Source organism: Candidatus Krumholzibacteriia bacterium, assembly GCA_035268685.1.
In the GTDB taxonomy this organism is placed as follows: domain Bacteria; phylum Krumholzibacteriota; class Krumholzibacteriia; order JAJRXK01; family JAJRXK01; genus JAJRXK01.
Genome location: DATFKK010000166.1, coordinates 1 through 12,136, shown reverse-complemented (window position 1 = coordinate 12,136; position 12,136 = coordinate 1). Strand labels below are relative to the sequence as shown.

General features: G+C 67.3%; 14 protein-coding genes. 6 read left to right on the top strand and 8 right to left on the bottom strand.

Annotated elements, in window-relative coordinates; all coding sequences use genetic code 11:
* Window positions 1-794 precede the first annotated feature (794 nt).
* Both VKA86_15695 and VKA86_15690 read left to right on the top strand, forming a co-directional pair.
* The gene (locus VKA86_15695) at window positions 795-2,882 is read left to right on the top strand and encodes a S9 family peptidase (protein HKK72650.1); all 2,088 of its coding nucleotides are present in this window, start codon (window positions 795-797) and stop codon (window positions 2,880-2,882) included.
* Between the two features lie 308 nt (window positions 2,883-3,190).
* Window positions 3,191-3,844 carry an SGNH/GDSL hydrolase family protein gene (locus VKA86_15690; protein ID HKK72649.1) on the top strand — a complete coding sequence of 218 codons (654 nt, stop codon included), beginning with the start codon at window positions 3,191-3,193 and terminating at the stop codon, window positions 3,842-3,844.
* A 108-nt stretch (window positions 3,845-3,952) separates the two neighbouring features.
* On the opposite strand, the gene VKA86_15685 is transcribed toward VKA86_15690, so the two are convergent.
* Complete coding sequence (locus tag VKA86_15685; protein HKK72648.1) at window positions 3,953-4,171, bottom strand: hypothetical protein; 219 nt, start codon at window positions 4,169-4,171, stop codon at window positions 3,953-3,955.
* Window positions 4,172-4,184: 13 nt separating this feature from the next.
* Here VKA86_15685 and VKA86_15680 point away from each other — a divergent pair, with 13 nt between their 5' ends.
* The 4 genes from VKA86_15680 (at window position 4,185) to VKA86_15665 (ending at window position 6,679) form a co-directional block, all read left to right on the top strand.
* A complete protein-coding gene (locus tag VKA86_15680; protein HKK72647.1) occupies window positions 4,185-4,376 on the top strand; it encodes a hypothetical protein in 192 nt (63 codons plus the stop codon).
* Between the two features lie 271 nt (window positions 4,377-4,647).
* Window positions 4,648-4,968 carry a hypothetical protein gene (locus VKA86_15675; GenBank protein HKK72646.1) on the top strand — a complete coding sequence of 107 codons (321 nt, stop codon included), beginning with the start codon at window positions 4,648-4,650 and terminating at the stop codon, window positions 4,966-4,968.
* A gap of 69 nt (window positions 4,969-5,037) precedes the next feature.
* Window positions 5,038-5,742: a TetR/AcrR family transcriptional regulator gene (locus VKA86_15670; GenBank protein ID HKK72645.1), complete on the top strand. Its 705-nt coding sequence runs from the start codon at window positions 5,038-5,040 to the stop codon at window positions 5,740-5,742.
* 10 nt (window positions 5,743-5,752) lie between these two features.
* Window positions 5,753-6,679, top strand: coding sequence for an N-acyl homoserine lactonase family protein (locus VKA86_15665; protein HKK72644.1), 927 nt, complete (start codon window positions 5,753-5,755; stop codon window positions 6,677-6,679).
* On the opposite strand, the gene VKA86_15660 is transcribed toward VKA86_15665, so the two are convergent.
* The 7 genes from VKA86_15660 to VKA86_15630 all read right to left on the bottom strand — a co-directional run.
* Window positions 6,672-9,083, bottom strand: a complete 2,412-nt coding sequence (locus tag VKA86_15660; GenBank protein ID HKK72643.1) for a FlgD immunoglobulin-like domain containing protein — start codon at window positions 9,081-9,083, stop codon at window positions 6,672-6,674. The two genes, VKA86_15665 and VKA86_15660, sit on opposite strands and share 8 nt — an antisense overlap.
* Window positions 9,084-9,118: 35 nt before the next feature.
* Window positions 9,119-9,313 carry a hypothetical protein gene (locus VKA86_15655; GenBank protein HKK72642.1) on the bottom strand — a complete coding sequence of 65 codons (195 nt, stop codon included), beginning with the start codon at window positions 9,311-9,313 and terminating at the stop codon, window positions 9,119-9,121.
* Entirely contained in the window at window positions 9,310-9,624 is a 315-nt protein-coding gene (locus VKA86_15650) for a hypothetical protein (GenBank protein ID HKK72641.1), read from the bottom strand. The genes VKA86_15655 and VKA86_15650 overlap by 4 nt, the downstream gene beginning before the upstream one ends.
* 640 nt (window positions 9,625-10,264) lie before the next feature.
* Window positions 10,265-10,549 carry an acyl-CoA dehydrogenase family protein gene (locus tag VKA86_15645; protein HKK72640.1) on the bottom strand — a complete coding sequence of 95 codons (285 nt, stop codon included), beginning with the start codon at window positions 10,547-10,549 and terminating at the stop codon, window positions 10,265-10,267.
* Between the two features lie 71 nt (window positions 10,550-10,620).
* Entirely contained in the window at window positions 10,621-11,037 is a 417-nt protein-coding gene (locus VKA86_15640) for a type II toxin-antitoxin system VapC family toxin (protein ID HKK72639.1), read from the bottom strand.
* Window positions 11,034-11,279 carry a DNA-binding protein gene (locus VKA86_15635; protein ID HKK72638.1) on the bottom strand — a complete coding sequence of 82 codons (246 nt, stop codon included), beginning with the start codon at window positions 11,277-11,279 and terminating at the stop codon, window positions 11,034-11,036. Before VKA86_15635 ends, VKA86_15640 begins: the two co-directional genes overlap by 4 nt.
* A gap of 500 nt (window positions 11,280-11,779) precedes the next feature.
* Window positions 11,780-12,136, bottom strand: a 357-nt coding sequence (locus VKA86_15630) for a hypothetical protein (protein ID HKK72637.1), incomplete at its 5' end; no start/stop codon positions are given.

Genomic DNA, 12,136 nt, shown 5'->3' with positions numbered 1-12,136 from the left:
GTCCACCCCGCCGGATTCCCGGCGTCTACCGGATCACCGACACCTTCTGCGTGGTCACGCCCTCGCGCGAACGCAGACGGATGACGTGGACCCCTCGGACCACCGGCTCACCATTTCGAATGGGTCGCCGGCTGGGACGTGACGGCCATCGCCGAACTGTCCCGGCGCCGGGTCCTCGCCCGCCTGCGCCAGGCCCGACGCCTGAGAGAACACACCGAGCAGATGCTGCTCTGCTGGGAACACTCCGGCTTCAGCGTGTGGGCCGGCGAACCCATCCGACCCGGCGACACCGAGCGGCAGGAGCATGTCGCCCGGTACGTCACCCGCGCCCCCGTGCGCCTCGACGCCATCGAGCGCAAGGACCAGGGCAAGGTCCGCGTGCAGACCCCCCTACGACCCGCGCACCGGTCAGCGCAACCTCGAGCTCGACGACCTCGAACTCATCCGCCGCCTGTGCGCGCAGATCCCTGCTCCGCGCCAGCACCTCGTTCGTTACTTCGGGTGGTATTCGTCACGTGCGCGCGGCGATCGCGCCCGGAGGAAGAGCGCGAGTTCCACGGTCGAACTCGCCTCGATCCCCACCACCCCTTCCCCAGGAACTCCTCGATCGACCCCGGCATGTCGTCCCTCGAATCGACCGCACTCGTCACCAGGATCTCCACGTCCTCGAACTTCGCCTCCGAACGAGCCGGTCCCACCGACCGACCGCCCCCGACGAAGGTGGACTCGACCCGAGAGGTAGGAGAGACTCTCGACCAGGAACGACCCACACCGGCCCCACGAGGAAGGACACGATGCGATCGCTACCGATGATGGTCTTGCCGATGTTGCTGCTGCTGGCGCCCCCGCTGGTGGCCCAGGCCGACGACGAACTGCGTCCGGTCACCCACGAGGACGTCTGGCTGATGAAGCGACTGGGAACGCCGGCGGTCAGCCCCGACGGAAAGCACGCCGTCGTGTCGATCATGGTGCCCTCGTACGAGAAGGACGGGGACGTCACCGACCTCTGGTTGATCACCGTCGACGGCAGTGCACCGCCACGTCGGCTGACCGCGACCAAGGGTGGTGAGAGCGGGGTGGACTGGGCGCCCGATGGTTCGGCGATCGCGTTCTCGGCCAAGCGCGGTGAAGGCGACGACGCGAAGGCCCAGATCCACGTCCTGCCGATGGACGGACCGGGCGAGGCGGTCGCGATCACGGACCTGTCGACGGGGGCCTCGAACCCGAAGTGGAGCCCCGACGGAACGATGATCACGTTCGAGAGCGCGGTCTGGCCCGATGCCGAGGGCGACGAGGCCAACGCCGAGCAGACCAAGGCCGAGAAGGACGACGGCATCAACGTGTCGCGCTACGAAATCTTCCCGATCCGCAGCTGGAACACCTGGCGCAGCGAGAAGCAGACCCGGCTGTTCGTCCAGGCCGCCGAGGCGGGGGCCGAGGTCGAGGACCTGCTGTTCGGCACGGAGTTGGTCCAGAACCCAGGTTACGAAGGTGGTCTGAACGCCGTCTGGACGCCCGATGGGCAGGCGCTCGTGATCACTGCCACCGAGAACCTCGACGAAGCCGCACACGCCGTCGTCCGGTACGACCTCTATCGTGTGCCGCTCGACGGCGGGGAGCCGCAGCAGCTCACCGCGGGCAACTTCAGCGCCACCGGCGCAATGTTCTCGCCCGACGGCAAGCATCTCTACTGCACCTACGCGCCCATCGACGAGCACGTCTACAACCACACCGAGGTCGCCCGCACCGACTGGGACGGCGACGCGATCGACGGCGAGCTGCAGGTCCTGACCCGCGACTTCGACCGCTCGGTCAGCGGCTTCGACCTCTCGGCCGACGGCGGCACGCTGTACATGAACGCCCACGATCGCGGCCGTACGCGGTTGTTCGCGATGCCGGCCGACGGCGGCGCGGTGCGCCATCTCGACGAGGACTCGCCGGGCGTGTACGGCACGCCCCACGTCGCCGGTGACGCGTTGATCACGATCTGGCAGAGCGGCGTGGTGCCGGCCGAAGTCGTTCGGGTCGATCCGAAGGACGGTGACCGGACCGCGCTGACCGACGTCAACGTCGAGCGGGCCGCGGGCCTGGATCGCCACGAGTTCCGCTCGTTCTGGTTCACTTCGGCCAAGGGTCGCGAGATCCACAACTGGCTGGTGCTGCCGCCGGACTTCGACGAGAACGAGCAGTATCCGCTCGTGCTGTTCATCCACGGCGGCCCGTTCAGCTCGTCGCTCGATGCCGACCACGTCCGCTGGAGCCCGCACCTCCTGGCGGCTCCCGGCTACGTCGTGCTGCTGACCGACTACACCGGTTCGGTGGGCTACGGCGCCGAGTTCTCACGCAACATCGAAGGCGACCCGCTGAAGACGCCGGGCGAGGAGCTGGTCGAGGCCGCCGACGTGGCGACCGAGCGGTTCTCGTTCATCGATCCCGAGCGCCAGGCGGCCAGCGGGGCCAGCTACGGCGGGCACCTGGTCAACTGGCTTCTGGCCACGACCGACCGCTTCGATGCGCTGGTCGGCCACGCCGGTCTCGTCGATCTCGAAGGGCAGTACTCCACCAGCGACGTCATCTACCACCGCGAACGCATGAACGGCGGGCCGGCCTGGGGCGACAGCCCGATCTGGAAGGAGCAGAGCCCGTCCAGCTACGTCGGCAATTTCTCGACCCCGACGATGCTGACCATCGGCGAACGGGACTTCCGGGTGCCGATCAACCAGACGATCGCGGCGTGGTCGTATCTGCAGCGCATGCAGGTACCGTCGCGCTTGCTGGTGTTCCACGATGCCGACCACTGGATCATGCAGGGCAAGGAAGCGAAGCACTTCTGGCAGGAGGTGCACGCGTGGTTGGCCGAGTATCTGGAGCCCGAAGGGTGATTCGGGGGTGGGCATCGGGGTCGGGAGACCGGACTGCGTGGATCCAGCGTCGTCACGGCCGGATGGGGCGGATTGGTGGGGACTGATTCACCGCCACGCGAGTTTCATGTCCCAAGCCGAACCGCACCATGCCAACCCCGAGGATTCCGAGGGACCTGTCCCTCCGGGGTTCAGGCACAGGATGTACCGCGCGGACAGGTTCGATCCCTGTAGAGCCTGTCACCTCGACCGGTGCTGACGAGTAATGGGCAACGAGTCACAAGGTCCGAAGGTACGAGAAGTCGCTGACGACCGGAGGTCGTGTTTCGATGCGTCACGTCGTTCTGCTCGGTGATTCGGTCTTCGACAACGGAGTCTATGTGGAGCCGGGGGAGCCGGATGTGGTTCAGCAACTCCGGGAGGAATTGCCCGATGAAGACGAGGCCACCCTGCTGGCGTTCGACGGCCACGTCACCTGGGATGTGCCCGACCAACTGAACGAATTACCGGATTCCGCAACCCACCTCGTGCTCAGCGTCGGGGGCAACGATGGCCTGCGCTACCTCGCCGAACTCCAGGAGGTCCTGGTCGGGGCTGGCAGTCCGATGGAATTGATGATGACGCTGGGGGCGATCAAACGATCCTTCGCCCACGACTACCGCGCCACCATCGAATCGATCGCCGCACACGATCTTCCGACCTGCTTGTTCACGATCTACAGCGGAAGTTTCGCCGAACACGGCGAAACTGCCCTCCAGCAAGTCGTCGATACAGTGCTCCCCCTCTTCAACGACGTCATCTACGAGCAGGCCATGGACCACGGCTTTCCCGTGGTCGTCCTCGACTGCCTCTTCGACGACCCGAACGACTACGCCAACGCCATCGAACCCTCGGCCCAGGGAGGCAGGAAGATCGCCCGAACCATCTCCCGCATCGTCGAGACCCATCCGTTCTCCGATCCGAACGTCGTTCTCTTCCATTGAAGCGCACCCGGATCCAGACCTCGACGCGAGGTCCAGGTCCTCGTCCACAAGTGTCGGGCGACACCCACCGTTCCACACTCAGGCGACATGCAGTGTCGCGCACCGGGGTCAGCTCTGCTGGGTGACGGCTTTCTCCAGATCCCGCAGCCGATGGCTACGGCCCTTGATGTTCAGGGCGTTGCCGTTGGGCAACACGCGGCCGAGGGTGGCCGTGGCCAGGGCCTCGTCGCAGCCAGGATCTCCGGCCAGTCCTTGATGCCGTTGTTGCTTGTGATGAGGCGGCAGGATCTTCAGCAGCATGCGCTCGCGCTCGAACGAACCGCGCAAGGCCTTCGGCACCGTGAATGTCACGTGGCGGTGCGGCACGTCCTCGAAGGCCCTGCGTGTCAGTGAGGGCGATGCCGTGTACCTGACGGAAACCCCGGACGGCTTCCAGCTCGTGGCACACGATCCCGACTTCGAGGAGCAGATGCGGGTCGCCGAGGACTTCATGCGACGGTATCGGAACACCCTGCGGGAGCTGGCGAAGTGAATCCACCACGGTGGATCTCGAAGACGTTCCTCCTGGCGATCCACGGCCGACTCCTCGCCGAACACGGCGGAGGGACGGGGCTGCGCGACGAGGGACTGCGCGAATCCGCCCTGGCCAGCCCGCGCAATCGCTTCGAGTACGAGGAAGGGGACCTCTTCGACCTCGCGGCCGCCTATGCGCGGTGCTGGCCCTGTCGCGGGGCGAGATCGATGCGGACGCGTTCGCGGTGTGGCTGCGCACCAACTCAGAGCCGATCGGTGACTGAGCGCACGTGCTGCGCCCCATGACCGGCGTGAAGATCTCGATCCGTCCATCACCCACGGTGAACGCCGTCGAGGCGAACGCGCGCTTCGTGGTCACCGGTGTGCTCGGGCCGAGCGGCAGCTCGCACGGGCCGAACGAGTTCCTCGGGCTGAAGGCCCGGGAACGGCCCACGTGCAGCGTGGCGTGGGTGCTGGAGAGGATGGCACGGAAGGGGGCGGCGGGGAGCGGGGCCTCCGGATGGGGCCGCTGGTGGGGATCGATTCACCTGTCCCCTGCCTGCGAACGAGACTTCGGCGCGAACCCCATGCCTCGTGGCACCCGGGCTTGACGGGAATCAGTCCCGGCCCTACAATCTAACAGTGTTAGATCTTTCGAACGCTGCTAGAGGAACGTCCTGATGCAACCGGACCGACGGGACCGACGGCGCACCGAAACCCGCGAAGAGATCAAGGACACCGCGCGCGCCCTTCTGGCCGAACGGGGTGCGGCGGGCTTGTCGCTGCGCGCCATCGCGAAGCGGATGGGCATGACCGCGCCGGGGCTCTACCACTACTTCGGCAGCATCAACGACCTGATCACGGCCCTGGTTCTCGACGCCTTCACCCAGCTTGCAGAGGCTGTCGAGAACGCGGATGCGGACGTCGCCTCACGAGGCACCGCGGAGAGACTGGCCGCCGTCGCCCATGCGTGGCGGCGGTGGGCCCTCGATCATCCGATCGACTTCCAGCTCCTCTACGGGAGCCCGATCCCCACCTACGAACAGCCCACCGACACGACGTACCCGGCGGCGCGGCGCAGCTTCATCGTCACCGCGAACATCTTCGCGCAGGCGATCGAGCGCGGCGAGATCGAACTGCCGGAGGAGTATCGGCACCTGCCCCCGGAGATCGAGCGCTCGCTCGACGCGCTGACCGCGGTGGACGGCCACGATCTTCCGCACCACGCGCTCCATCTGGCCGCGATCTCCTGGGCGCGGCTGCACGGGCACATCATGCTCGAACTCTTTCACCTCATCCAGCCGGTCATCGGGAACGTCGACGCGCTCTTCGCCCACGAAGTGAAAGCACTCATCCGCCAGGTCGGCTTCACACCCACCGAGTAGGAGGACACCCATGAAGATCCATGCCATCGAGACAGGACGCGTCCGCATCACCGAGCGCTGGCGGGAGGGCGAGGGCACCGGGATGCGCCGCCTTCTGAACACCTGGTTCGACAAGGCCATGACCGACTGGTTGCCGGTCCATGTCTGGTTGATCGAACACCCCGAGGGCCTCATCGCCGTCGATACCGGCATTCCGGCCGATGCCAACAAGCCGCGGTATTTTCCACCCTTCATGCCGCTCGTCCAGCGGGCGGCCGTCTTCGACATCGCGCCGGAGGAGGAGATCGGCCCGCAGATGCGGACGCGCGGCCTCGCGCCGGAAGACGTGCGCTGGGTGGTCCTGACGCATCTGCATCAGGACCACGACGGCGGACTGCATCATTTCCCGAACGCCGAATTCCTCGTCTCGCGGGCGGAGTGGGCCGTCGCGACCGGGTTCAAGGGCCGCATGAACGGCTACCTCAACCAGCGCTGGCCGCGCGGTTTCGCGCCCACGCTCGTCGATTTCGAGGACGGCCCCCTTGGCCCCTTCCCGCGCCATACCAGCCTCACCCGTGCGGGCGACGTGAAGCTCGTGCCGACGCCGGGCCACTCGCCCGGGCACCTGTCGGTGCTTCTGGAGGAGGGCGAGACCACCATCATGTTCGCCGGCGACGCCTCCTACACCGAGGATCACCTGGTCCGGATGGTGGCCGACGGCATCGGCACCGATCTCGAGGCCGAGATCGAGACGCACCGCCGGATCCTCGCCCATGCCGCGCAGCGTCCGACGGTCTACCTACCCAGCCACGATCCCGACGCCTCCCGTCGCCTGGCCGACCGGACCACCCTCGACCCGCGAGGCAAGGCCCCCGCGGTTGCGGTGACCCAGGACGTCGGCATCGTCGAACCGGCACCGGAATCCGCGATGCACGATCTTCGAGGCACCGTCATTTGACCAACGAGACGCGGTGTCGATCGACCCCGTCCGGATGCACCGCCCGCACGAAGTACACCCCGCTCGACACCGTCCGGCCGTGGTCGTCGGTCCCGTTCCACACCAGGTCGTGGCGACCGGCTTCGACCGCGCCGTCGAGCAGCGTGCGCACCCGACGTCCGCGCACGTCGAAGATCTCGACCGACGCCGTGCCGGCCCGGCTGATCGCCAGACGTACCGTCGTCTGCGGATTGAAGGGATTGGGGAAGACGGATTCGACGCCCGACACCCGCGGTGTGATCGGACCGTCGACACCCGTGGCGAGGATCGGATGCCAGACGATCACGCCCTCGCTCGACCCGTCGGCCGTGCCGAGGAAGTCGCCGCCCATCCAGACGCTGCCCAGGCGCGGCAACAGCGCGCCGACGCGGGCCGACGGCGACCCCTCGACGTCGACCCAACCGCCCACGGGGTCGTGACGGGCGACCGCGCGAATGGCCTCGCCGTCGATCTCGCGGAAGTCGCCGCCGATGATCAGGCCGCGCGCAGTCGACGCGATCGCCAGCACGCCGCGATCCATGGACGTGGTGCGGGCCGACCACGAGCTGCCGTCCCAGGCCACCAGGCCGGGCGACGACAGATCGCCGACGCCCTCGAGCGTCCCCCCGACCAGGAGCTCGCCGTCGTGGACCGCGCCGACGGCGGCCCATCCACCGGCCGCCGTGCCGTCGGGGGCGATCGACGTCCAGGTGCCGCTCGCGGATTCGTAGCGGAACACGCCGATCCGTGGCGACGGAGTGAAGAAGTCGAGCGCGCCCAGGGCATGGAGCTGTCCGTCGTACTCGACGAGATCGAAGACGACCGGATCCGACGGCAGGGGCGCGCCCAGCCGTTCCCAGCTCGAACCGGTCCAACGGTGGACCCCGTTGGCGGCGACCACCACGTCTCCCTCGAAACGGATCACCGCCGTGGCGCTGCTCGTGTTGAACTGCTGTTCGCCGAGTGGCGACCACGCCGTGCCGTCCCAGCGACCGACGAGGTCTTCGGTTCCATCCGGGAACCGGAAGAACCCGACGACGACGAGTTCGGTCTCGTCGACGAGCACGTCCACGACGGTTCCGTCGAGCCGCTGCGTCGGCACGAAGCCGTACGGGTGCCAGCGGAAACCGTCCCACCGCGCGATCGGACCCGTCGCGACGGAACCGGCTTCGTCGAAGCGACCGCCGACCACGACCCCGTCGTCGGCCAGTGCGATGGTGGTCACACCGGCGTCCGTGCCGAGTTCGTCGTCGGCGACGCGCTCGAAGGTGCTGCCCGTCCACGCGACGATGTTCTCGATCGAGCGGTCCTCGGTGCGTGGGAAGAGGCCGGCCAGGACGAGACGATCGGCCCAGGGCACGAGCACGTTCACCTCCCAGGCCGGGGCGAAGTCCTCGGCGTAGCCGCCGAAGGTGCCCAGACGTTCCCACGCGGTTCCGTTCCAGCGTCCGGCGATCGGGCCGGGACTGGTGAAGCCGGTGCCGAAGGTTCCGCCGACGTGCAGCTGGCCGTCGAAGACCGCGAAGTCGAGTACGATGACCGACGCCGGGGAGAGGAAGCGATCGAAGAGACTCTCGAAACCGTTGTCGGCGCCCGCCCAGGCCTGCCCGTCGAAGCGGCGGACGAGCGCACCGTCGCTGACTCCGCTCGAACTCCGCAACCCGGCCCAGAGTTCGCCCGCGAACTCGATCAGGCAGCGGGCCGCGCTCGGGGTGCCCCCACCGATCGCCGTCCACTGCGAGCCCGTCCAGCGCGCGATGTGATCGGCCACGCCACCGCCGGTTACGGTGAAGTCCCCGGCGACGACCAGGTCACCCTGCCACACGCCGAGCGCCGTGACGTCGTCCCCCGGTCCGGAGCCGACGGCCGACCACGACGTGCCGTCGAACGCGGCCAGTCCACGCGGAACGTCCACACCGTCGATGCGATCGAAGCGCCCGCCCACGTAGAGCGTCGAGCCGATCACGAGCACGTCGACGATCGAGGCCGAACCGCCGGTGTCCTCGAAGGTGCCCAGTGCGTGCCACGCCCCTCCGTCGAAGCGCGCGACGTAGGCATCGCCGCCGGAGTCGTGGGCGTTGACGAGGTCACCGCCGTACACGGCGAGGGCGTTCACGCGACCGTTCGCACCGGCGCCCAGCGCTTCCCACGCGCGACCGTTCCAACGGGCGACCGACCGCGCCGCGACATCGTGGACCGACGTGAAGAATCCGCCGACCACGAGCTGGTCGTCGAGGAGGACGGCGTCGTGGACGGAGTGCGGGAAGGAGGGACGCGGAAAGAACTGCCATTCGTCGTGCCATTCGGACTGGGCCACAGCCCCCGAAGGGCCGAAGACGATCGACGGTAGGACGAGAAGGACGAGCGACGCGAGGGCGATACGCATGGGAACTCCTTTCTCGGGAGTGGGCACCGACGGCATCAACGCCGATCGTTCTGCAGCCATTCGTACGACGAGCCCGACTGCAGCTCGCGCAGTGCGCGCGGACCGCGTTGGTAGATGAACCAGAGAGCCCGGCGATGGGGCAACGGTAGGCGCAACTCACTCTCGAGGACACGTTCGATGTCGTGGGTCATGGGCAGTGTCAATCGCTTCGTGCCATCGTCGATCCTCACCGAATCCTCGGTGCGGTGAACGCCAGGGAATCACTGTCGGAACCCAGGACGAAGGCTCGGAAGTCGGAGTAGACACTGTCGGGATGCGCGAACTCGGCGATGAGTTCGCCATCCACGTAGATCTTGATCGGCCGCCGCCAGATCGTGCTTCTGGGGCTGCATTCGTACCCTCCAAGGCGTTCATGGTAGATGTCGTACTCGTCCAGTTCGACCTTCATGTCTCGTGTCGACTCCTTCGACGTGGGCAAGAGCCAGAGGACGGACAACGATCCGATGCAGGGACCGTGCAGAAGGATGGACAGGACGCTCAATCTTCCTTCTCCTCTCCCGGGTACCGCACTTGATCAGCATCCGACCTCTGGAACATCGCCGACATGCCGAGCAGCGAGCCGAAGACCGTGACGCTCGTCGTGAGTCAGCGCCGTCCGGCTCAGGTAGATCCGGGTCGTCGTGCCCTGCATCGGGTTCCACCACGTCGTCAGCATGCGTCCTCGACGCCGAACCTCTTCCCCACAGCGGCGGACTCCAGGGTGAGGATGATCAGGAACAGAACGGCGATCGGGACGAGTTCCATGTGGGTCATCCGTGGCGCACGGAGCCATGGCCGTCGCGGCACCGGCCGGGCTTCCGGCGAGGAGCGGTGTGATGGTGGCGAAGGTACCCGACCTGGGGGCGGACTTCCACGATTGTGCCCGACTCGTGCACGCGGAGTGCCGGCGTCTCGGTTGCACCCTTGCCCGGAAGAAGGAAGGTACAGCCCGATCGAGACCGTCGGGAACGCCAGGATCGGCGAGGTCGACCCCTGCTCTGCCCGCAGTGAGCCGTCGAGATGAAGCCGTCGCCGTGGCGCGGGATGGAAGCCGGGGCCTTCTTCGGAAAGCGTCGACAGGCGCGGGTCCAGCGCCGTCTTCCTCTCGTCGGTCGAGCACACGAGCAGATCGCGACTTCCTCTCACTGGATCTGGCTGGTGCCCTCGTGGATCTCCGTGATCCCCGCATCGCGCACGTACTTCTCGGTCGAGTCGTCGTGCATCTGGCCGCGACCACCGAACACCTGGACGGCATCGGTGGTGATCTTCAGCGCGACGTCGCCGGCGCAGCAATTGGCCATGGCCGGGTAGGTCCATGGTCGGTCGCTCCCTGCGCTGCATGTCGACATGAAACGCCCCGCGTAGCGCAACGCAGGCGCGGCCTCGACCTCCGCAGCGGACGCGAGAAACGGGGACGTCTTCCCCATCACTTCCGCACCGGAAGTGGCCGGGCCGGTCTGCACGAAGACAGCGCTTTCGGCACGGTCTCTCGCGGAACTCAGCTCGACGAGAACGGATTCAGCAGCGTCACGCCCGTTCGCTCGACGTCCTTCGTGTTGCACGTGACGAGCGTCAGGTCGTGCTCGAGCGCGGTGGCGGCGAGCATGCCGTCGACGAAGGGCAGCGGGTCGGGCACCGACAGGCGAGCCCAGCGCTCCGCGGTCGCCCGATCGATTTCGTAGATCCGCCCCCGACAGGCCCTCTTGACGCGGTCGAGCCACGCCTCGAGACGTCGACCGGTCGTCGGGTCGTGACGCGCCACCTGCTCGACGCCGACCCGCAGTTCGGCGATGACCAGGACGCTGAGATGGAGTGCGTCGCTGTCGACGTTCTCCAGCCAGGCGCGCGCGGCGGGGTGAGCGCGCGCCTCTCGGCGGAGTTCGGACACGACGTTCGTGTCCAGCAGGTACTTCACGACAGATCGATGTCGCGCGGGTACTCCCTGCGGCGCTCGAAGAACGCCATGGACTCGTCGGGGATCTCGGGCCCATCGAGCAGGACCTCCTTGAGGTCCGGCTCCGCCGGGTCTCGATCGAGCAGGACGTGCCGAAGGATCTCCCGATGCTCGGCCTCGGCCGAACGCCGGTTCCGCGCCGCACGTTCCTTCAGGGCACGCACGATGGCGTCGTCGAGATTGCGGACGAGAAGCTGGGCCACGGGCAGCTCCGTGAAACGAGGCATGGCGGATCTGCAGTCCGGGAGGACGAGAGTGATAGCGATGATATCACCGAGACCCGGCAGGCGCAAGACGGTCGAGAGCGTCGCCGTGAACCGCGATCATACCCAGGACATCGCGCCATTGCCGCTCCGACGCTCGGCCACCCTCGTCGTACCCGTCGCAACTCCTCGACGATCCAGGGATCGTCACCGGCCACGAACACGTCGACCTCGAAGACCGTTTCACGGTGCAGTGCGTTGAAACTGGAGACATCGGAGATCGCGCTCGCGATCGCCCACTCGTCGACGTGGAACTCGACCTCGGCGAGCTCTGACAACGCCTTCGCGTGAACCGGCCGCAGATCGGCGACGAGGTCGACGTCCTGTGTCGCGCGGGGAACGCCGTGAACCGAGCTTGCCAACGAACCCCCCGATCAAGTGCTGCACACAGAGCTGCTCGAGCAGAGAGCAGAACGCGCCGACCACCGGGAAGGCCTCGTTCATGAGCCGGTCCCGCCGGACTTCAGGCGCACCATCTCGGCCCGGACGCCGGCGTCGTCGAGCTGCGGCTGGCGTTGACGGATACCTGCGGCGAGCAGGGCATCGACCGCTGCACTCAGTTCGAAGACGATCTCGAGCTTCCGCACCGGCGACATCGAGCGGTAGCGACTGATCTGCTGGGCATGGATCCCGGCGTCGGTGTCTCGGGCTCGGGCGCCCGGATCGACCGCGACCCGCCCGGACCTTCCACGGCCGGCGCTCTCGAACATCGTGATCTCCGTGCCGCGGCGACGATACGGCGCCGACACTCTACCACGAGCGAATTCGACGGACAGGGCGAAGAGTCCGATCCACAC